Source organism: Marinobacter sp. C7 (assembly GCF_022343555.1).
Classification (GTDB): Bacteria; Pseudomonadota; Gammaproteobacteria; order Pseudomonadales; family Oleiphilaceae; genus Marinobacter.
This window is the reverse complement of sequence record NZ_JAKQZH010000002.1, coordinates 317860-340864: the sequence shown is the minus strand read 5'-3', so window position 1 is coordinate 340864 and position 23005 is coordinate 317860. Positions and strand designations below refer to the sequence as shown.

Genomic DNA, 23005 nt, shown 5'->3' with positions numbered 1-23005 from the left:
CATTCTAATTCTGCAAAGAAACTTTTCCATAGCTAAATGTAACTACTAGTCGGTCTTATAGTTTATTTTTGCATAAAAACCGTTTAACAGATTTATATCGCGGCCGCTGTCACTTCCGCCTTACCGGTTTTCAGTAGGGCGTATCCGAAACCGATGACCAGGGAACCGATGCCGATGGCGACCAGATAAGGAAGAACGGCACTCACCGCATTCGGAATGGCCAGGACAAACAGACCGCCATGGGGTGCCATCAGTTTTACTGTGAACAACATGGACAGCGCCCCGGTGATTGCACCTCCGAGCATGCATACCGGAATCACTCGCAGCGGGTCCTTGGCCATGAACGGAATCGCGCCCTCGGAGATAAAGCACAGGCCGAGCACAAACGACGCCCGACCGGCCTGGCGTTCGGCCTCCGCGAACTTGCGTCGAGCCACGAAAGAGGCGACCCCCATGCCTATGGCGGGAACCATCCCTGCCGCCATGATCGCCGCCATGGGTGCTGAGCCGCCACTGCCCTCGGACAGCAACCCCACACCAAACGTGTAGGCGGCTTTATTCACGGGGCCTCCGAGATCAAAGCACATCATGGCGCCAAGGATTCCGCCCAGCAGGATGGCGTTGGTGGTACCCATACTCTCGAGCCAGCCGGTCAGGCTGTCCATGATCGCGGCCATGGGTTCGCCGATCACGTAGATCATGCCCAGTCCGGTCACCAGGCTGGCGATCAATGGAATGATCAGGATCGGTTTCAGGGACTCAATGCTTTCCGGCAACGGCAGTTTCTGGCTTACCGCCCGGGCGGTATAACCGGCCAGGAAGCCGGCGACGATACCACCGAGGAAGCCGGCCCCAAGAGTTCCGGCCAGGTAACCGCCGATCATGCCCGGAGCCAGACCGGGCCGGTCCGCAATCGACCAGGCAATGTAGCCCGCCAGCAACGGAATCATCAGCTTGAAGGCGGTGCCGCCCCCGATCTGCATCAGCGCGGCGGCCAGGGTTCCTTCTTCCTGGAAGGCCTCGATGCCAAAAACGAAGGACAGGGCTATCAGCAGGCCGCCGGCCACCACCATCGGCAGCATGAATGAGACCCCTGTCAGCAGGTGCTTGTAGGGGCCACGCTTCTCACCGCCGGCGGCCGTTTCCGTTTTCTGGCTCGACGCGCTCAGCACCTCGGCCCGGTCCAGGGCATCCCGGATGGTGTCCGCCGGTTTCTTCAGCGCCGCACCGGTGGAGGTGCGCCAGACCCGCTTGCCGGCAAACCGGCCAGGCTCTACCTCGATGTCGCAGGCCAGGATGACCACATCGGCGCCGGCAATTTCCTCGTCGGTGAGCGGGTCCTGGGCACCCACGGAGCCCTGGGTCTCCACCCGGATCCGGTGCCCGGCTGCCTCGGCTGCCGCGGTCAATGCCTCCGCGGCCATGAAGGTGTGGGCGACGCCGGTCGGGCAGGCTGTAACCGCCACAATGGATTTACCGCCCGGTGCCGCGGCGTCGCCTGAGCCACCGGGTTCGGCCTCCGGCTCGAACGGGATGGCGTTCCGTTCGGCCAGCTTCAGGACTGCGCCCGGATCCGGCAGAGCCTCGGTCACCGGCAGGCGGTAAAGTCGCTTGCCAACATATGCACTCAGGTCAGCCGGGGCACTGACGGCGGCGATCACCAGGTCGGCACCGGCAATGGTCTCCGGGGCAGGCAGGCTGTCGATCCGGCCACCCTGGCCGCGAATGTCTGTGGTCACGTGCCAGCCTTTCTGCGTGGCGGCACGTTCCAGGGCCCGTGCGGCGAGAAAACCGGTGGCAACGCCCTGTGGGCAGGCGGTGACAATGATCAGGTTCATGATGGCATCTCCCCATTGTTGTTCGTCCCGGGCCAGGGGGTGATCCGGGTCTGGTCGAGTAAAGCTTGAAAATCCGGGGCGGCAGGGTCGCCGACACCCACGTGGCGTACACATTCGGCGGACAGGGCGGTGGCGTACCGCAGCACCTCCTCCGGTTGTTCCGGGCGTGTCAGCAGCCCGTGGACCATGCCGGCCAGCAGGGTGTCTCCGGCACAGACAGTGTTGGCGACGGATACCGCCGGCGGAATGGCCGAACAGGCTCCGCCCGGGGAGTACCAGAGCACGCCAGCTGCGCCACGGGATACCACCGCTTGCTGCACGCCCCGAGAGTGGAGCTGTCCGACTGCGTCGGTGATGGTCCCGGCATCCTCCAGGGGTTGACCGATCCAGTCCGACAGCTCCTCCAGGTTCGGCTTTACCCCAAAGGGTGCCGCGTCGAGCCCCTGAGTCAGGGCATCGCCACTGGCATCAAGCCAGACCGGTCTGCCGGCACTCCGGCCGAGGCGAACCAGCCCCGCAACGGCCTCGGCAGCGAGCCCCGAGGGCAGACTTCCGGCAATGACCATGGCATCGCAGTCCTCGAGCAGGGGCGCCAGGCGAACCTCGAGACGATTGCGGGCATCGGCCGGTACCTGGAAGCCGGGGCCGTTGATTTCAGTCACCTGCCCACTGGCGTTTGCCAGCTTGATATTGCTGCGGGTCTGGCCGGGGACCCGGACGAATCGGTCCTCAAGGGCTTCATCGTTGAACAGCTGCTCGAAGACCCCGGCGTTGTCCTCACCCAGCAGCCCGGAAACCGTAACACTGTGGCCAAGGCGGGCCAGTACCCGGGCAACGTTGATCCCCTTGCCCGCCGGCACCAGCCGGGTCCGGGTCGCCCGGTTGACTGCTCCTTGCTGCAGTTCCGCCAGCTCTACATTCAGATCCAGCGCCGGATTGAGGGTTATGGTCAGGATACGGGCCATCAGAAAGCCTCCAGGGCGTCCCGCACCTCGGCTGCGGTGGCCTTGCTGAGGGCCAGTGCCGCCTGTTCCCGGGCTGCAGCGCGGGTCAGGCCACGGATGCAGGCCTTCACGAGGGGCACCCGGCGACTGGTGACCGACAGTTCATCGACATCGAGGCCCACCAGCACCGGCACGGCCTGGGGGTCGGACGCCAGTTCGCCGCAAATGCCAACCCAACGGTTGTGGGCATGAGCGGCCTCAACGGTCATACGGATCAGCTGCAGTACCGCCGGATGCAGGCCATCGGACTCCGCGGACAACTGGCCGTGGCCCCGGTCAATGGCCAGGGTGTACTGGGTCAGGTCGTTGGTGCCGATGGAGAAGAAATCCACTTCCGGTGCCAGGCTTGGTGCCAGCAGCGCACAGGACGGTACTTCGATCATCACGCCAACCTGGACGTCGGCTGCCGCCACCTCCTCGCGCACCCTGTCGACTATGGCTTTGGCGGCGCGGAATTCGGCGAGGTCCTTGACCATGGGAAACATGATCCGCAGAGGCCGGTCACCCGCCGCCACAAGCAGGGCGCGGACCTGGGTTTCCAGGATGTCCGGGCGGGTCAGGGACAGGCGAATACCGCGCAGGCCCAGGAACGGATTATCCTCCGGGGGCAGGGGCCAGTAGTCCAGGGGCTTGTCCCCACCGACATCCAGGGTCCGTGCCACCAGGGGCAGGCCGTTCAACGCGTCGAACGCGTGCCGGTACTCCTGTACCTGGGTTTCAAGGTCTGGCGCTTGCGGGTGTGCCATGAAGATGAACTCGGTCCGCAGCAGGCCGACACCGTCTGCGCCACGCGCCACCGCATCGGGGGTATGGGCGGTGTTGCCGAGGTTGGCGCAGACTTCCAGGGTATGGCCATCCCGGGTGGTCGCCGGTTCGTCCTTCTGCTCATGGGCCCGGGCCTGCAGGGTTTCCAGCTGGGCCAGACGGCGTTCGATCCGGGCCCGGCGCTCGGCACCCGGATTCGGCACCAGGCATCCGCGCTCGCCGTCCACCACCAGGTCAGTCTCCCCGGCAATGGACAGAATCCGGTCGCCGGCACCTACCACCGCGGGTAAACCCAAGGCACGGGCCAGAATGGCACTGTGTGACGTGGCGCCGCCCCGGGCGGTTACCAGACCCCGAACCCGGGACGTGTCGAGTCGCGCGACATCGGATGGACCGAGGTCGTCAGCCACGAGGATAAACGGATGCTCGGGCGGTGAGGGCATCGTCACCCCGCACAGATTGGCCAGGACCCGGCGACCGACGTCACGAAGGTCCGCCGCGCGCTCGGCCAGCAGTCGGTCTGCCAGCGCTTCCTGGGCCCGGGCAGCGGTATCGATTGCCTGCCACCAGCCGGCTTCGGCCGAAGCACCGTCATTGCTGATCGCCTCGAGGGCTGCCTGATACAGATCCTCGTCCTGCAGCATTTCCACATGGACTGACAGGATGGGTGCCGCTTCGCCCCCTTCCGCCTGGCGGATCAGGGTGCGCAGCTGGCCGTCCGCATCATCAATGGCCTGGTTCAGGCGCTGGATTTCGGCCTCACTGTCGCTGGCCCGGGCCGGATACTCCAGCATTGGTTGGCGCAGAACAAAAGCCGGCGCCAGGGCCAGCCCCGGGGACGCGGCCACTGCCTTGAGTGGCTCGTCGTCGACCAGCGGTTCCGGTTCGGGCTGCTCAGTCTGCACCGGTTGGTCGTTGCTGCGCAGCGGCAAAACCTTTTCCCCGAGACCGTCAGTAATAGCTCTCGACAATGCCTCAATCGCGGCACCGGCCTGCTCACCGGTGGCCGACAGTACGAGGGTCTGGCCACGACGGGCCCCGAGGCCGATGATCCGGGTCAGGCTCGTGGCGGAAACCGCATTGCCGTCACCCTCCTGCAACCGGACCCGGATGCTGGCGTTGAAGCGGCGCGCTTCCTGCACCAGCTGCTTGGCCGGACGGGCATGCAGGCCGTGGGTATTGAGTAGCGTCACCCGCGCCGTAACCGCGTCGGCCGCCTCACCGGACAACCGGGCGAGTACCGCTTCTGTGGATAACCCCTCGATGGGCTCGGGATTGGCCAGGAAATTGTCCATCCGTTCCAGCAGTTCATGGCATTGATCACCGGGCCCGGCCAGGCAGAAGACTCCACGCAGGGAGCCCGTCACCCGCCGGGGTGTGGCCAGCGCCAGGGCAGGCCGTCGCGCCCCGATGGTGTGATGCACCAGCCAGTATCCCTGGCCCAGATCCACCGGCTCATGACCACTGATGGCGGCCAGGAAGTCTGGTCCGACGCAGTTCAGACGCTGCAGCCGGGCAGCCGCAACCATTGCCAGCTCGGTGGGTGCGGTGGCATCGACGTTGAGGCACAGGGTATCTGCATCGCATCTGGCGGCCACCGGTTCCCGGGACAACAGGGCAACCAGTTCGGACGCATCGGTCGCGGTAGCCAGCTTTTCCGCCAGGCCCGGCTTGTCCAGCACCCGGGTCAGGTGGCGCAGGATGTCCAGATGTTCGTCAGACTGGGCGGCAATGGCCACCAGAACATACACGGTCTCCTCATCGTGCCAGGTGATACCGTCAGGGAACTGCAGGATCCGGATACCGGTGGTGGTGACCGCCTGGCGGCTTTCGGGGGTTCCGTGGGGAATGGCGATGCCGTTGCCCAGTACGGTGGAAGACTGGCCTTCACGGTCCAGCATGCCATCCAGGTAATCGGGGGTGGTACGTCCGGCCTGACGGAGATCGTCGGCGGCCTGGGCCAGGGCATCTCGCCAGTGGTCGGCGGAGGCGCCGAGACGTACGTCATTGGCAGTCAGCGTCAGCATGGGGAGTTGCCTCGCTTTGTTGTTGTGGTATCCGTTTCGGTAAAACACTGGATCGTGTTTGCTGAATCGTGTCAGCATGCTTAAAATGGATCATGAAACAGATATGATCAGAAATCAAGCAGACTTTTCAGACGCCGCTGCAACCCCAGGAGAACCGACAGCATGACTCTGGCCGAACTTGCCCGCCTTGCCGGGGTATCGAGAACCACCGCCAGCTATGTGATCAATGGGCAGGGACCAGCCCGGCGTATCAAACAGGAAACCATCGACAAGGTGCTGGCGATCGCCCGCGACCACAATTTCCAGGTCGATACCCAGGCGGCCGCCCTGCGGGGCGGTGCCAGCCGCACCCTCGGTTTTATCCTGCCGGACCTCGAAAACACCAGTTACGCCCGGCTGGCCAAATTGCTGGAGCGGGGGGCCAGAGCCCGGGGGTATCAGTTGCTGATCGCCGGATCCGACGACGATCCGGGCACCGAGAAAGCGCTGGCACTGGCCCTGAAGGCCCGCCGATGCGATGCGTTGATTGTAGCCAGTGCCCTGCCCACGGATGACGCGTTCTATCCACGGCTTCAGGAGCAGGGTCTGCCGGTGGTCGCGGTGGACCGGGCCCAGTCGCCGGACCGGATCTCCTGCGTGGTGAGCGACAATGCCGGCGCAGCCCAGGAACTGACCGAGTCACTGTTGTCCGAGGCGACGGGGACCGTGCTATGGCTCGATGCCGTGCCAGCCCTGGCCATGAGCCGGGAGCGTCGATACGGCTTCGAGCAGGCCGTCAGCAAACTCGCTTGCCGGGCAGTGATCAGAAGCTGCTCCCACTATGACCGCAAGGCCGGTGCCGAAGCCATGCGGACATTCCTGCAACAGCACCCGATGCCCGATGCGGTGATGACGGCTTCCTATACCCTGATGCAGGGTGTTCTTGATGTGCTGGTGGAGCAACCGGGGGACCTGCCGGACGATTTGCGGCTGGCCACCTTCGGTGATGATCGCCTGCTGGACTTCCTGCCACTACCGGTCAATTCCCTGCCCCAGAATCACGAAGCCATTGCCGCCGCGACCCTGGAGCAGGTCTGGCGGATCATCAGCGGCGATACCGCGCCGAAAACCATCACCATCAATCGCTCGTTGAAGCGTCGTCTTCCGGCCGGGAAAACCACCAGCGTGGGAGCAGGCTCCGCACCTGAGGACGCATGAACCGGTCATCGATCAGCCAGATCACACCCTGGTCCTCCGGAGTGCGGATTACCCGGCCGGCGGCCTGGGCCACTTTCCGGAGCCCGGGAATCAGGTAGGTGTAGTCATAGCCGGCGCCGAAGCGATCCTGTAGCCGTTCCTTGAGTATCTCGTGCCACGGGTCGAACGGCGGCAGCCCCAGGGTCGCCACGAACGCCCCGATCAGCTGCTCACCGGGCAGATCGATCCCCTCACTGAACACCCCACCCAGCACGGCAAACGCCACACCGGGCTCCGGTTGCCGGAACTCCGCCAGGAAGGCCTCTCGCTCAACCTGGCTCATGCCCGGTGTCTGACAGCGCCGGGGGATGTCCGGAGCCTGCTCGGCAAGCGTCTCACTGACCGACCGGAGATACTGGAAGCTGCTGAAGAACGCCAGGTAATGGCCGGGCCGCTCCCGGAACTGATGGGCAATGATCTCCGCGATGGGCGCCCGTGACGCTTCCCGGTGCGCCTGGCGGGTACTGATCCTGGGCGTAAAGTGGACCTGCAGCTGGTCGGCGCTGAAGGGACTGGGCAGAGAGGTGAAGGCGGTGGTTTCCGGCAGGCCCAGCAAATCCCGGTAGTAGATGCCGGGGCTCAGGGTGGCCGAGAACAACAACACCGAGCCGGCGGCGGCGAACCGTTCGCGCAGGAAGTCCGCCGGGATCAGGTTCTGGATGGTGAGTGAGGCCCGACCACGACCGGAGCGCCGGAATTCGCACAGCGAGTGGTCGCCGAAGCTGTCCGCCAGCTTCATGAAGCCGACGCTCTCGAACAAGAGCTCCTGCAGTGCCAGATCCGGCGGGTTGTCGGCGAGGTAATCGGTCAGGCTGGAGACCAGCCCCTGCAGACTGCCGATCAGGCTGGGCGGCAGAGACTCGAGAAACACCGGCCCGGACGGGTCCTCATCCTGATCCCGGATGAGGGTTTGCCAGGCACGTGCGGTGCGATCCAGCGCTTTCTTCAGCACCTTCGGAGCGGTTTTCCTGACCCGCAACAGCCGCTGCTGTTCCAGCGTGACCGAGTACATGCCCCGGGCCCGGTCCACCAGGTTATGGGCCTCGTCCACCAGGATCGATGCCTGCCACTGGTTCTGGCGAACCAGGCCATGGAGCAGGGCGGACTGGTCGAACATCCGGTTGACGTCGCCGATCACCACATCAGTCCAGCGGGCCATCTCCTGGGCCAGGAAATAGGGGCAGATGTCATGGCCCGCGGCAATGCGCGCCAGCTCGGCCCGGGTCAGCACCCCGGATTGAGCCGCTTCGGCGCGGGCATCGGGCAGTCGATCGAAAAACCCTTTCGCCAGAGGACAGGATTCACCGTGGCAGGCCTTGTCCGGATGCTCGCAGGCATCGTCCTTCGCCACCAACTCCAGAACCCTGAGCGACCAGTCAACAGACCCGTCCTGGGCGGCCCTGAGTTTATCCACGGCGTCCAGGGCCAGCTGCCGGGCGGTATTGCGGCAGGTCAGATAGAACAACCGGTCCTGGTTGCCCTGGGCCATCGCCATCAGGCCCGGAAACAGTGTCCCCAGGGTTTTGCCAAGACCGGTGGGCGCCTCCAGCAACAGAGTGCCGCCGGTCATGGCATTCTTGTAGACGGTTTCGGCCAGTTGCCGCTGGCGCGGCCGGAAGTCGGCAAAGGGAAAACTCAATCGGGCGAGGGCAGCATTACGCTGGTTCCGGTGGTGTTCTTCCTGTTCGGCCCAGGCCCGAAATCGTCGGCACAGCTCTTCGAGTTCCTGCCAGAGTTCATCGGCATTTGCGGTTTCGGCAAGCTGACTTTCCTTGTCCCGACCGGTGTCGTAATACACCAGCACCAGCTCGATCCTTTTCAGCTTTTCCTGTTTGCACAGCAGGGCACCGTAGGCCCGCAACTGGGCCCGGTGCAGGGCCCGCTGGTGTTCCCTTATCCGGGCAAGGTCGCCCCGGTGGGTCTTGATTTCCTCCAGCCGGCCACGATGGGGATCATAACCGTCCGCTCTTCCGGAAAGCTTTATTTCCAGGCACTCACCGGTCAGTAAATACTCGCTTTTGTAACCGTAGCCCCGGCGGGACTGGATGGCCTGGTGGCCGGCAATGCCCTCCTCGGAGGAGGGTGCCGGGGTGTACCGGAAGTCTAGGTCCCCCCGGCGGGCAGCGAACTCGCAGAGGGTGCGAACCGCAACCTTCACGGCATCTCCTCGCCAGTGTTTTCCTGCCAGCGCACGTAACAGACGCTGGCGGGAATGCCCTCGCGGGCAAAGAAATCGAGCCACCGGCGTTGGTGGTCCTGCAACCGGTCACCCGGGCCTTTGACCTCCACCATCTCGTAACCTGGCTTGTCCCCGGAGCCTTTCGGATGGAACTGGATCAGGTCCGGGAATCCGCTGCGATGCTCCTTCACATTCAGCAGCAGGCGCCGGAACATCGCCTCCAGATGGTCCGGGGGAATACAATCCAGCGCCAGCTCGATCAGGGCCTCGGACAGGGCCGGCCAGACGACAAACGGATTGGCGAGCCCCTGCTTGCCGTGCCAGGTGTCCAGGATGCGCTCGCGGTAACAACCATCGCGAAGTGCGGCGAAGCAGGCCTCGAAATCGGACCGGCGGCGCACCACGAAATCCTCCCGGGTCAGGTCGGCGGGGCCGGTATGGAAGGGGTGGAAAAAGGCGCCGGGCACCGGCTTGAAGATCACCGGCCAGCACAACAGGCCGAACAGGCCGTTGATCAGGGTGTTTTCCACATACGCCACCGGAGCCTGGGGTTGATTCAAATGTTCAGCCGCAGCCCATTCCACCGAACCAGCCGAGGGCCGGGGTAAGGAAACCTGCCACTCATTGATCGGTCGTGCCGTCGCCAGGGCTGGCCTGGGTTCCCCCACCTTCGGAGCCAGCCGTTTCAGGATCCGGTCCAGCCCCTGACGTTCGGCATCACTCAATTCCCCGGTCTGCCACTGGCTGGCAATCTGCCAGGCCTCCCGGTGACGCTTCATCCGCTCGAGCAGCCGCAATTGCTTCAACCGGGCTTCGCGATGCCCGCTGCCGGCCAAGGCGGTCAGCGCCAGCTCACGGTCGCCCTGGCGCTCGGCCTGCCGGCCCAGTTCCAGCAGCAGTCGATCCCGCCGACCCGCCAGCCAGGCGTTGGTCACCGGGCCGGGGACCTGCGGCCACACTTCAGATGCCGGAACCTCCTGGTCGAGCTGATCCCGACAGGCCTGCATGGCCAGATAGCAGTCCACGTCACTGCGGCAGTCGAAGGCCCGGGATTCGCGATTGATTGGTACCTGCTCGTAGGCCTGGTACCCCAGCTCCACCAGCACAAAGTCAGACCAGGTCTGGCGCAGGTTACCAAAGAACATCAGGCGGACCCGGTCGAACAGTGCCATGTGCTGCAAACGGACCACCCGGGCATCACCGGTATCGAACCATTGGTCGAGGGTCCGTGCCTCGGAAAAGTGATCGGACAACACCCTTTTCATGGCCGCTTTGGGCAGCCCGCGGTTGTGGCCGAGCCCTTTCAGGGTATCGGCGAAGGCCGGTCGTAACTCGGCCAGGGTGAACAGGCGGAACAGCTGGTCAAGGTCGAGCAGGGGCTCCGTCTCGACCCAATCGGCCGACACCAGGCGGTGCAGGATTTCAGAAACGGGTGAATCCAGCTCCGGATAGGCCAGTTTGTCCGCCCGGAACAGTTCCCCTGTGCGCATCACCAATCGGGTCAGCAGGGCTTTTTCCCCGGTCTCGAGACCGAGGAAGGTTTCCAGCAGGCGGAATTCGGGCCCGGTCAGAAGATCCCCGTGGTGATCCAGCACCCACCGTACCACGGTTTCCATGTTTTCCAGGTAATACAGAGGATTATCCAGGTCCGCGGTGCGCGGCACAGAAGCAGGGTCAAACGTGGTCATAGGGCGAGCAGGTACTTCACGGAAAGCTGTCAGATCGTGCAACTTTACGCCCGCTCGCCCGTGACCTCAAACGCGCTTTAGATTCCCATGTCCGTGGGCTGCAACTGCACACCGGCCACCCGCCAGTCGCCATCACTGCGCACCATTCGGTAGTAGGCATCCCAGCGTTGTCCATCCGGACCGGTCAGTCGCACCACCTGGATGTCGAACGTGCCGTGAGGGACCAGTTCGACAAATTCGATGGTCGAGGCCCGGTGCACTGCCGGGTAGGCCTCCCGAACCATGCTGAAGAACACACCGGCGTCACCAAACCGTCGTTTGATGCCCTCGGAGGCAAACGCCCAAGCGGCCTCCTGGTCGTCGTTGGCAAAGGCTTCGATCTGCCTCAGGATGGTCTGTTCGATGGCCTCGTCCTGTTCCCCGGCGCTGGGCAGACCCGGCAGCGCCACAACCACCAGGACGATCAGAAGAAAAAAAGGTAAACGGACTCTTGTCCGGAGAGGATTCCAGGCCATTTTTCTCACCTCCGCTTTTTGCACCACGCCCTCTCCAGATCATACGCTGCAGGCCCGCAACAGATGATTAAAAAATGATCGACCAGTAAAACGCCTGCGACCGTGGCTGTCGCAGCCAATGGTCAGACTGATCAGGCATAATGACCGTCTGATTTCCCAGCCACATACGGTAACCTGTGGCATCAGGATTGAACCGATCGCCAACAAGGAGCCCCATGGCCGACCACTCCGCCATCCAGCCCGGCTTTCACGCCATCCATGCCAACCACCTGGAAGATCTGCGCCGCGCGGTGATTTTCCTGTGCCGGGAGAACCCGCTGCCGCCGCTGCAGAGCGAGACCTTCCTGGTCCAGAGTAACGGTATTGCCCAGTGGCTGAAGCTGGCCCTGGCGGAGAAGCGCTCGGACGAGGGCGCCGAGGGCGGCCTGGGTATCGCCGCCGGCATGGACTTCCTGTTTCCGGCCCGGTTTATCTGGCAGGCGTACCGGGCGGTGCTGCCGGACGGCGAAGTGCCGGAACAATCCCCCTTCGACAAACGCCGGCTGGTGTGGCGGCTATACCGGTTACTGCCGGATCTGGTGGACCAGGACGAGGCCTTTACGCCGCTGGCGCGGTTTCTGGAGGGCACCGACACCGACCTGCGCAACTTCCAGCTGGCGGAGAAAGTGGCGGATCTGTTCGACCAGTACCAGGTGTTCCGGGCCGACTGGCTCAGTGCCTGGGAGCAGGGCCGGGATGTGGTGATCAGCGCCCGCAATGAGGAAAAGCCCCTGGATCCGGAGACGCTCTGGCAACCCCTGCTGTGGCGCAAGCTGGTGGAGGATGTGGGATCGGATGCCCACACCAGCCGGTCCCGGATTCACACCCGGTTCATGGACGAGGGCCAGCGCGTGGCGTCCCCCGCCAATCCGGCCCGGCTACCCGAACGGATAGTGGTGTTCGGAGTCTCCTCGCTACCGCGTCAGGCGCTGGAAGCGCTGTACGTGCTCAGCCGGTTCAGTCAGGTTGTGCTTTGCGTTCACAACCCGTGCCAGTACTACTGGGCCGATATTGTCAGTGACCGGGAGTTGCTCAAGGCCGAACGCAAACGGGGGGCCGTCCATCCGGAGCTGTCGAAGGTTGCCGACCCGGACCAGCTGCACCAGCACGCCAATCCGCTGCTGGCCGCCTGGGGTAAGCAGGGGCGGGACTACATCCGCCTGCTGGACGAGTTCGATAACCCCGAGGAATACCGGGACCGGTTCGAGACCCCGGACCAGAAAATCGATATCTTCTCCGCGCACGGAGAACCGGACCAACCGGCCCTGCTGCACCAGCTGCAAAACGACATCTATAACCTGACACCCCTGCAGGACATCCGGGCAGAAAACCGCCATCTGGACCTGGCCCGGGACCAATCGCTGGTCTTCCACGACGCCCACAGCCCCCAGCGGGAAGTGGAAATCCTGCACGACCAGCTGCTGGCCGCCTTCAATGCCGATCCCGGCCTGCGGCCCCGGGACGTGATGGTCATGGTGCCGGACATCAATGTCTACGCGCCCCATATTCAGGCCGTGTTCGGCCGCTACCGGGCCGGTCAGAAACGCCACATCCCGTTTACCATCTCCGACCAGGGCCAGCGCCATCACGAACCGATACTGATCGCCTTGGAGACCCTGATGTCCCTGCCCCGCAGCCGTTTCGGGGTGAGCGAGATCCTGAGCCTGCTGGAGGTCCCGGGTATCCGGGACCGCTTCGGCATCGACGAGGCCGAGATTCCCCTGGCCCGGCGCTGGGTGGAGGGGGCCAACATCCGCTGGGGCCTGCACGGGCGACACCGGGAGAGCCTGGCGTTGCCGGCGGAGCTGGAACGTAACACCTGGCAATCCGGCCTGCGGGCGATGCTGCTCGGTTACGGTATGGGTGAGGACGAGCCCTGGGCCGGTATCGAACCCTATGGCGAGATTGGCGGGCTGCAGGCAAGCCTGGCCGGACGGCTGGCGGAATTCGTCGAGCAACTCGAGGATCTTTGGCAGGCGCTGCAGACACCACGTACCCCGGTAGAGTGGGAAGCCCTGTTTTCGCAGATGCTGGAACGCTTCTTCCTCAAGGTGGAAGGCAACGACCTCTTGCTGCTCAACCGCTTCCGCCGCCAGCTGGAACAATGGCTGGACGATGCGCTCGCCGCCGGACTGGAAACCCGGCCGTTACCACTGAACATCGTCAAGGATGTACTGCTGGCGGGTCTGGACGAAGGCGGACTGAACCAGCGCTTCCTCGCCGGCAAGGTGAACTTCGCCACCCTGATGCCGATGCGGGCGATCCCGTTCCGAAAGGTCTGTCTGCTGGGTATGAATGATGGCGACTACCCTCGCTCCCGGCCTCCGGTGGACTTCGACCTCATGGCCAACGACTACCGGCCCGGCGACCGATCCCGGCGTGAGGACGATCGCTACCTGTTCCTGGAGGCTCTGCTGTCGGCCAGGGACCAGCTCTACATCAGCTGGGTGGGTCGCAGCATCCGGGACGATTCGGAGCGCCCGCCCTCGGTTCTGGTGGGCCAGCTGCAGGATCACCTGGACAGCCTGTGGCGCCTGCCCGGTGAAGACGAGCGGTCGGTCACCGGGGCACTGACCACCCGACACCCGCTGCAGCCATTCAGCCGGGCTTACTTTCCCCGTACCAACGGGCTCGACACGGGTCCCGAGAGCCCGCCCCGGCCTCTGGCCGAGGTACTGCAGGCCCGTAGCCTGTTCACCTTCGAGCGGGAATGGCGCAGTGCCCATGGAGCCGAAACAGCGGAACCGGACCAGGCACCGCTGCCGTACCGGCAACCGGAGGAGCCGATCCGGCTGGCCGATCTGTCGAACTTCCTGAAAAAGCCCATCGACACCTTCTACCAGCGACGGCTGCAGGTGCATTTCGAGGAGCTGGAGGACGATGACACCGATAACGAGAACTTCGACCTCACCGGCCTGGAACGGTGGCGCCTGGACAGCGAACTGATCCGGGAAGGCGTCATCAAGGCGGTCAGCGAGGAGGACCTGCATGAAAGACTCGAAACGACCCTCGATCGCATGGCCCGCCGCGGAGATCTGGGCATGGGGGTTACCGAACACCGCCTGCGCACGGAGCTGGCAGGTCGGCTACCGGACCTGCACCAGCGCTACCGGACCGCACTGGCCGACTGGCCGGAGGCTATCTCCGAGCCGCTGAGTTTCGAATACCAGTACCAGAATGGCACGGGCTCGGTGGAGGTGGTCGACCTGATTGATAACCTGCGTAGTGGTCCGGCCGGCAAGCTTTGCCGGCTGGTGGTAGCCAACTCCAGCCTGTTAAGCAGTTCAGGCAACGGCAAGAAAGTGCGCTATGCCAACCTGCTGCGGGACTGGGTGATCCATCTGGCCGGGCAACTGAGCGACCAGCCTTTTGAAACCTTGATCCTGGGTAAGGAAGAAGGCCGAAAGTTCTACTTCCCGGCGATGGTTCCTGACCAAGCACAGAAGTATTTTGAGGCCATTCTCGGTCGCTGGATGGAGGCCACCACCCGGGCCTTGCCAATCCACTGCGACGCCGGTTTTGCTTGGATCTACAGCTTCTATCAGAGCCGGGATTATAAGGCCAATCACGAGCGCGCTTCGGAACAAGCTGAACAGGCTTACGCCACCGCTCTGGAGCGGGACGCCGGCTATTTACGGGGCACCTTTGAAAACCCCGACGCGCTGACGGCCGGAGGAGAGTTCAAGATCCTGTTGCACGAGCTATATGTACCCCTGTGGGAAGCGGAGCAGGGCAAATACGCGGCAGAACAGGTAGGCCACCAGGACGAGGAGCAGGCATGAGTCGGACAACCAGCAACCGCAACCCGAACTTGGACCCGCTATCACTACCCCTGAACGGCAGCGCGTTGATCGAGGCCAGTGCCGGCACCGGCAAGACCTTCACCATCGCCATCCTGTACGTACGCCTAATTCTGGGCCACAGCCAGAACGACGATAGCCCACTGCAGAACCTGTTGCCGCCCAACCTGCTGGTGGTGACCTTTACCGAGGCCGCTACCAAGGAGCTGCGGGACCGCATCCGCACCCGCCTGACTCAAGCTGCAGAGGTGTTTTCCGAGGTGGCTGAACTGCCGGAGCCCACCCCAGAAACCGCTCTTATCCACAAGCTTCGGGACGAAAGCTACCCGGACCCATCCACTTGGCCCGACTGCCGCAAGAAGCTATTGCTGGCCGCGGAATGGATGGACGAGGCCGCCGTCTCTACCATCCACGGCTGGTGCAACCGGATGCTCAGCGAACACGCTTTCGACAGCGGCAGCCTCTTCCGGCTCACCCTGCAAACCGACCAGACCGAACTACTGGACGATGTCGTCCGGGACTACTGGCGTACTTTTATCTACCCGCTCAACACGACCGAGAGCGAGCGCCTTTCAGAGTGGTGGAAAACCCCCGAGGCCTTGCGCAAGGCGATCAAAAATTTGTTGGGTGATCCTTCAATCTCCTGTGCCAATAACGCCGATCCGCACAGCCTTCTGCAACGGGCCGCCAGCGAAAAAGCTTCTTTTCTAAGGGCTTTGAAATCCGAATGGGCGGTTTGGTGTGAGGAATTGAGCGATTGGATTGCCAGTACTCAGAATTTCAAGAAAGCCGCGGACAAAACGATCGGCGGCACGCAGGCCAACACATTAAAAACGGCAATCGCGCACCTGAAGGCATGGTGTGCCAATGAGGATGAGTCTCCGAAAGGCCTGCTGGAGAGCGGGAGTAAACGACCCAAAGGCTATTACTACCTGTCTCTGGAGGGCATGCAGGAGATATGGAAAGGGCCAGAGCCCTTCGATATCCACCCCGCGATGAAAGGCATTCTGGCATTACCCGAAAAACTGAAAGCCCTGCCAAGCGCCAAGTCGGACATCCTGAGACACGCCAGTCACTGGATTGCCAACCGACTGGAAGCAGAGAAACAGCAACGCTCGGAGATGGGTTTCGACGACCTGCTCACCCGCCTGGACGATGCCCTGCACGGCCCCCGGGGCGACCAGCTTGCCGCCACCATCCGCCGCCAGTTCCCGGTGGCGCTGATCGACGAGTTCCAGGACACCGACCCGGTCCAGTACCGGATCTTCAATCGCATCTACCGGGTGACGGACAACGACCCGAACACCTGCCTGCTGATGATCGGGGACCCCAAGCAGGCCATCTATGGATTCCGCGGTGCGGACATTTACACCTACCTGGAGGCCCGCCAGGGTGCCCGGGACCGGACCTGGACCCTGGGTCGCAACTTCCGTTCCTCCGCCAGCATGGTGGCGGCGGTAAACCGGGTGTTCGAACACGCCGACCAGCACAGCCGGGACGGCGCCTTCCTGTTCGGAAAGGGCGACCGTACCCCATTGCCCTTCCAGGGCGTCGATGCCAACGGCACCAAACGGCAATGGCGGATCGACGGCGAGGACCAGCCCAGCCTCCGTTTCTGGACCCTGGACAGTGAGGACGAAGACCGGAACGGCAACCGCAAGCCCCTGGCCAAGGGCACGGCCACCGCCGCGGTAGCCGAGACCTGTGCCAGCGAAGTCGCCCGCCTGCTGACCCTGGGACAACAGGGCCGGGCCGGCTTCGCCCTGCCGGATGACCCGGCGGATCTGCAGCCGGTCCGTCCCTCGGACATCGCCATCCTGGTCAACAACCGCAGCGAGGCGGCGGCGGTGCGTGATGCCCTGGGCCAGCGTCGGATCAAGAGCGTGTATCTGTCTGACCGGGATTCGGTGCTGACCTCTACCGAGGCCAACGAAGTGCTGACCTGGCTGCGCGCCTTCGCCGAACCCCGGCAACTGGCCCTGACCCGGGCGGCCCTTGCCACCCCGACTCTGGGACAGTCCTGGCAAAGCCTGGATCGGCTGCTCACCGATGAAATCGCCCTGGAGCGGGAAATCGAGCGGTTCATGGGCTACCACAACCAGTGGCAAACCCAGGGCGTGCTGCCCATGCTGCGCTCGTTCCTGATGGACTTTGACGTGCCGGCACGGCTGCTGCAACGGCCCGATGGCGAACGGCGACTGACGGATATCCTGCACATTGCCGAACTGCTGCAACAGGACAGTCTGCAACTGGACGGCGAGCACGCGCTGGTGCATCACTACGCCCAGATCCTCAGGGCGGCCGATGAGGAAGATGAACACCGCACCCTGCGACTGGAAAGCGATGCCGGCCTGGTCAAGGTCATCACCGTGCACAAATCCAAGGGTCTGGAATACCCGTTGGTGTTTCTGCCGTTCGGGACCGCGTTCCGGGCGCAGAACGACAAACAGGCCTATGTCCGCTACCACGATGACCAGGGCCGGCTGGTCACCGTGTTCGATCCGGAGCCCGAGGCGGTTGCCCGGGCCGACCGGGAACGGCTCGGCGAGGATATCCGTAAGCTCTACGTGGCCCTGACCCGGGCCCGCTATGCCACCTGGGTGGGTGTCGCTGCCATCGACAGCTGGAGCCAGAGTGGCCTGGGCTACCTGCTCGGCGGCGAAGGCCGGGAACAACAACCTCTGAGCGACAGCCTGATGCCTCTGGCCCGGGACGAGGACACCATCGCGGTCATGGCGCTGCCTGAAGCCGATACGGCCTGCTACGCGGAAGCCGCACCGGACGCCCTCGGACCGGCACTCGAAGCCGGCCGGGAAGCCCGGGAAGACTGGTGGATTGCCAGTTATTCCTCGATCGAATACACCGGCCTGGCCGGCACCGGCGTCGTATTCAGCGGGGAAGTGGAGGACGCTGAAAGCCAGAACCTGCTGGAAGAATCCGCGCAGGATACGGGGGAGGAGGGGCCGACAGCTCACGCCGATCATTCCCTCCACCGGTTTCCGAAAGGGGCGGGGCCGGGCACCTTCCTCCACGAACTGCTGGAATGGTGCTGCCAGCAGGGTTTCGACCAGATTGTGGATAACCCGGAGCGGCTACGTGAATACCTGGTACGTCGCTGTACCACCCGGGGCTGGGGTGACTGGGCCGACACCCTTGAGCACTGGCTGCTGAGCCTGCTGCGCACCCCCTTGCGCCTCGGACGCCACGACGACACCCGCGCCGCCCTGAGGGATTTGCATTCCGTGCGCCCGGAACTGGAATTCTGGTTCGAGAGCTGCAACGTCGCCACCGGCGCCCTGGACAGCCTGGTGCGCCGGCACACCCTGGAGGGTGCGGACCGGGTCCAGGTGGACGACCGGCGGTTCAACGGCATGCTCAAGGGTTTCATTGACCTTGTCTTCGAACACGAGGGCCGCTACTACGTGCTCGACTACAAATCCAACACCCTCGGCGACGATGACAGCGCCTACACCGACCAGACCATGGGCCAGGCCATCCTGGACAAGCGCTACGACCTGCAATACGTGCTCTACCTGCTGGCCCTGCACCGCCTGTTGAAGGCCCGGCTGCCCGATTACGACTACGACCGGCACATCGGGGGTGCGGTCTACCTGTTCCTGCGGGGGATTCATGCACCCGGCGCCGGGGCGTTCACCGACAAACCACCCCGGGCACTGATCGAACAGCTCGATGCCCTGTTCGATGGTGATAACGGGCGCGGGGAGGAGGCCGCATGAAGCTGAACGAACTGGACGCACTGCTGGCGCAATGGCGCGAGGCCGAATGGATCCGCCCCCTGGATGTGGCCTTCGCCCGGCTGATCCGGCAACTGTGTGAGGAGCAGGGCGAACACCCGGAGCCGCTGCTGCTGTTGCTGGCCGCGCTGGCCTCGCACCAGGTCGGGCGGGGGCATGTCTGTGTCGACCTGGTGACCTTGCTGGAGGACGCCGGTAACACCCTGGCCTTGCCACCGGAGGATACCGTTACCGTAGGAACGGAGGAGGACCCGGACCCATGCCCTCCGCCGTCCGAAGTTCTGGCAAAGATTTCAATCGGCGCGTGCCTATCCGCCCTTTCCAACACCCAAGCGGTAAGTGATGGCTCACTGACGGCGCCTCTGGTTCTCAACGATACTCGGCTATACCTGCGGCGCTTCTGGCGTTACGAACAGCGGATTGCCCGGGGCATCCGCACCCGCCTGGCGCTGACCTCTTCACTCGATGATGCCGGCTCCGGAGCCTCCCAGACCCTGGCGGCAACGCTGCAGACCCTGTTCCGGCCCACGGATGACGTGGACTACCAGAAACTGGCCTGCGCCCTGGCCGCACGCAAGCGTTTTGCCGTGATTACCGGCGGGCCCGGCACCGGCAAGACCACCACGGTGGTGAACCTGCTGGCGGCGTTGCAGGCGGTCGCGGGTGAGGACCCTGTCCGTGCCGGCAGGAAGTTCCGCATTCGGCTGGCCGCGCCCACCGGCAAGGCAGCGGCACGGCTGAACGAGTCCATTGGCGGGGCGGTCAGTCGCCTGCCCCTGGACCAGCTGCCCGGTCGGGTCCGGCTGGAGGATATTCCGAACCGGGTCACCACCCTGCACCGGTTATTGGGCAGCCGTCCCGATACCCGTAAGTTCCGGCATAACCGGGACAATCCGCTGCTGGTGGATATCCTGGTAATCGACGAAGCCTCCATGGTCGATGTTGACCTGATGGCCTCCGTGTTCGAGGCCCTGCCGGAGCATGCCCAGCTGATCCTGCTCGGCGACAAGGACCAGCTCGCCTCGGTGGATGCCGGTGCGGTTCTGGGCGAATTGTGCCAGCGGGCCCGTGAGGCCCACTACCAACCCGATACGGCCCAGTGGCTGGAAACCGTGACGGGACAAACCGTGCCGGAGGATCTTCTGGATTCCCAGGGGCAGGCCCTGGACCAGGCCGTGGCCATGCTGCGCAAGAGCTACCGCTTTACCGAAGGCAGCGGCATCCGTCAGCTGGCAGAAGCCGTCAATACCAACACCCTCGACGCCGCGATGCTCGACCATTGCCGCCGGGCCCACTTCGATGATGTGATCTGGCTCAACGGCGACGATGCCACACCCGATCCGGAAGCCACGCTGGAGCACATCTGCCAACATGCCATCTCCGGCAGTCCCGGGGCATTCCGTGACGGTGGCCGGGGCAGGGTCCTGCACGGCAAAGAACTGCCGGCACCGGTAGGCTATCGCCATTACCTCGAACGGATGGCCAACCACGATCTGGGGATGGACAGCCCCCTGGCGGACTGGGACGAGCTGGCGCGCAGGGTGTTGGCCGCCTTCGGTGACTTCCAGCTCCTGTGTGCCCTGCGTCAGGGGCCGTGGGGCGTGGAAGGTCTGAACGAGCGCATTGCCCGACACCTGCTGGCGGAAAAGCTGATTCCCCGGGCCGAGGGCTGGTACGCCGGCCGGCCGGTGCTGGTCACCGGTAACGATTACAACCTGGGCCTGATGAACGGGGATATCGGCATCACCTTCAGCGTGCCCTGGGACCGGGCCGAGAACGGAGAACCCCGGCCGGCCCTGCGGGTAGCCTTTCCCAGCAGCGACGGCACCGACGGAATCCGCTGGATTTCCCCGAGCCGCCTGCAACAGCTGGAGACGGTCTATGCCATGACGGTCCACAAATCCCAGGGTTCGGAATTCAATCACACCTGCCTGGTACTGCCCGACCGGATGAGTCCGGTGCTGACCCGGGAGCTGGTGTACACCGGAATCACCCGAGCACGGAACTGGTTCAGCCTGATAACCGGTGATGCCGGCGTGCTGACCGCCAGTACCAGCCAGCGGGTGGTGCGGGCCTCGGGGCTGGCCCGGGCCCTTGCCAAATCTGCCGTGCCGGATGAGTCGTAGGTGTGTGGCGCCTCAACGAACCCATCTACGGGGTAACGGCGGAGCAGGGGCGCAACGATGCTTTCCGGATCTTCGAAAAGATCCATCCGGGCCGACGCTGGGCTCTATGCGGGCGAAGCTGCGGGTCGAAACCGGGTCATGGTGTCTGACCGCAGCCTGCCCCGGACCGCCCATCATTCCGGCGCCTGATCCTGGTGCTGCTGATGCCAGAGCCGGGCATAATGACCACCCAGAGCAAGCAGGTCACTGTGATGGCCGCTTTCCACAAGCCGGCCAGCGTCCATCACCAGAATGCTGTCGGCATCGCGGATGGTTGACAGCCGATGGGCAATCACCAGGGTGGTCCGCTGACGACTGACCTCCTGCAGAGCCCCCAGAATCGCCCGTTCCGACAGGGAATCCAGTGAGGACGTGGCTTCATCCAGAATCAGCAGGGGTGGATTCTTGAGAATCACCCGGGCGATAGCCACCCGTTGCTTCTCACCACCCGACAGTTTCAGGCCGCGTTCACCGACCCGGGTGTCGTAACCCTCGGGCAGGCTGTGGATAAAGCCTTCCAGGTGGGCCATGCGTGCAGCCCGGTACACCTCCGCTTCGGTCGCCTCCGGCCGACCATACGCCAGGTTCCGGTAAAGCGTGTCGTTGAACAGGACGGTGTCCTGGGGCACCACACCGATGGCAGCCCGCAGGCTGTCCTGGGTTACGTCCCGGATGTCCTGGCCATCAATCCGGATACTGCCGCTGTCCACGTCAAAGAAACGGAACAGCAATCTCGCCAGGGTAGACTTGCCGGCGCCACTGGCACCGACCACCGCCACCGTATGACCGGCGGGAATGGAGAAATCCACATCCCTCAGGATCGGCCGGTCGGCACGATAGCCGAAGCAAACATGCTCAAACCGGACCTCGCCCTTGGCCACGGCGAGGGATGGAGCATCGGGTTTATCCACAATCGCCGGCCGGTCACCAAGCAGCTTGAACAGACGCTCCACGTTGACCAGCGCCTGACGAATTTCCCGGTAGACAAAGCCCAACGCATTCAGGGGAATGAACAGCTGGATCAGGTAGGCGTTGATCATGGTGAAATCACCCAGGGTAATGGTACCCGTGGCCACCTCGCGCACCGCCATCGCCATGATCACGATGAGCGCCAGGCCAATGATCAGGGCCTGTCCGCCGTTCAGGGTGGCCAGGGATAACCGGTTTTTCAGCCGGGCCTGTTCCCACTCCTCCAGATCCCGGTCATACAGCTGGGCCTCATAGTTTTCGTTGTTGAAATACTTGACCGTCTCGTAGTTGAGCAGACTGTCCACCGCCCGGGAATTGGACTGGTTGTCCCGGGCGTTGGCCTCACGCACGAATCTGGTCCGCCACTCGGTCACCCTGATCGAGAACACCACGTACACCACCACGGCTACCAGGATCGCCAGCACATACGTGACGTTGAACACCACCAGGAGGATACCGGCGACAAGGAGGATCTCGAGCAGAGTCGGGACGATGTTGAACAGGGTGAAGCGCAGCAGAAAACTGATCCCGTTGGTGCCACGCTCGATATCCCGGGCCAGACCACCGGTCTTCCGGTCCAGGTGGAAGGCAAGTTCCCGCTGGTGCAAATGGCGGAACACCCGCAGGGACACCCGACGCATGGCCCGCTCCGCCACCCGGGCAAAGACGGCATCGCGTAGCTCGCTGAACAGGGTGCTGGCAAACCGGAGGCTGCCGTAGGCGACCACGAGAACCACCGGTATCCACAGTACCAGGTCCGCGCTCCGGTTCTGGTCCAGGTAATCGACGATGTACTTGAGCGCAATCGGTGTGGCGACCGTGGCCAGTTTCGCCAGCACCAGCAACGACAGTGCCAGGAACACCCGGCCCCGGAACTCCGTGAGGTAGGGCCAAAGGCCCGCGATTACTTTCCAGTCTGGCTTGTGGTCGGCGGGGTAGTCGTTGTCGGCATAGGCGCGCACGGTTTTTCCTTCTTGGTCAAGGCAAAATGATCCATTCAGCCGTATGATGAACAGCGCTCAAAG

Annotated in this window: 11 protein-coding genes; 4 read left to right on the top strand and 7 right to left on the bottom strand. The window is 63.9% G+C overall.

Features of this window, described 5'->3' with window-relative positions; genetic code table 11:
• Positions 1-92: 92 nt before the first annotated feature.
• Genes MD273_RS11435 through ptsP form a run of 3 tightly spaced genes read right to left on the bottom strand, consistent with a single transcriptional unit; the run spans position 93 to position 5634 of the window.
• Entirely contained in the window at positions 93-1838 is a 1746-nt protein-coding gene (locus MD273_RS11435; RefSeq protein WP_239037925.1) for a PTS fructose-like transporter subunit IIB, read from the bottom strand.
• Positions 1835-2803, bottom strand: coding sequence for a 1-phosphofructokinase (gene pfkB, locus MD273_RS11430; RefSeq protein WP_239037924.1), 969 nt, complete (start codon positions 2801-2803; stop codon positions 1835-1837). Before pfkB ends, MD273_RS11435 begins: the two co-directional genes overlap by 4 nt.
• The gene (gene ptsP / locus MD273_RS11425; protein WP_239037923.1) at positions 2803-5634 is read right to left on the bottom strand and encodes a phosphoenolpyruvate--protein phosphotransferase; all 2832 of its coding nucleotides are present in this window, start codon (positions 5632-5634) and stop codon (positions 2803-2805) included. Before ptsP ends, pfkB begins: the two co-directional genes overlap by 1 nt.
• Before the next feature lie 162 nt (positions 5635-5796).
• Between ptsP and cra the strand changes: the two genes are divergently transcribed.
• Entirely contained in the window at positions 5797-6831 is a 1035-nt protein-coding gene (gene cra, locus MD273_RS11420; protein ID WP_239037922.1) for a catabolite repressor/activator, read from the top strand.
• Here cra and MD273_RS11415 read toward each other — a convergent pair.
• The 3 genes from MD273_RS11415 to MD273_RS11405 form a co-directional block, all read right to left on the bottom strand.
• Complete coding sequence (locus MD273_RS11415) at positions 6752-9028, bottom strand: helicase C-terminal domain-containing protein (RefSeq protein ID WP_239037921.1); 2277 nt, start codon at positions 9026-9028, stop codon at positions 6752-6754. The two genes, cra and MD273_RS11415, sit on opposite strands and share 80 nt — an antisense overlap.
• On the bottom strand, positions 9025-10737 hold the full coding sequence (locus tag MD273_RS11410; RefSeq protein WP_239037920.1) for a VRR-NUC domain-containing protein: 1713 nt from the start codon (positions 10735-10737) through the stop codon (positions 9025-9027). The genes MD273_RS11415 and MD273_RS11410 overlap by 4 nt, the downstream gene beginning before the upstream one ends.
• Positions 10738-10814: 77 nt before the next feature.
• On the bottom strand, positions 10815-11252 hold the full coding sequence (locus tag MD273_RS11405; RefSeq protein WP_239037919.1) for a DUF4864 domain-containing protein: 438 nt from the start codon (positions 11250-11252) through the stop codon (positions 10815-10817).
• Between the two features lie 215 nt (positions 11253-11467).
• On the opposite strand from MD273_RS11405, the gene recC reads away from it, so the two are divergent.
• From recC to recD, 3 genes are read left to right on the top strand one after another with little or no spacing between them, the layout of a single operon-like run.
• A complete protein-coding gene (recC, locus tag MD273_RS11400; RefSeq protein WP_239037918.1) occupies positions 11468-15073 on the top strand; it encodes an exodeoxyribonuclease V subunit gamma in 3606 nt (1201 codons plus the stop codon).
• Entirely contained in the window at positions 15070-18828 is a 3759-nt protein-coding gene (recB, locus tag MD273_RS11395; protein ID WP_239037917.1) for an exodeoxyribonuclease V subunit beta, read from the top strand. The genes recC and recB overlap by 4 nt, the downstream gene beginning before the upstream one ends.
• Positions 18825-20972, top strand: coding sequence for an exodeoxyribonuclease V subunit alpha (gene recD, locus MD273_RS11390; RefSeq protein ID WP_239037916.1), 2148 nt, complete (start codon positions 18825-18827; stop codon positions 20970-20972). The genes recB and recD overlap by 4 nt, the downstream gene beginning before the upstream one ends.
• 173 nt (positions 20973-21145) lie before the next feature.
• Here recD and MD273_RS11385 read toward each other — a convergent pair whose 3' ends face one another.
• Complete coding sequence (locus MD273_RS11385; RefSeq protein ID WP_239037915.1) at positions 21146-22942, bottom strand: ABCB family ABC transporter ATP-binding protein/permease; 1797 nt, start codon at positions 22940-22942, stop codon at positions 21146-21148.
• Positions 22943-23005 lie beyond the last annotated feature (63 nt).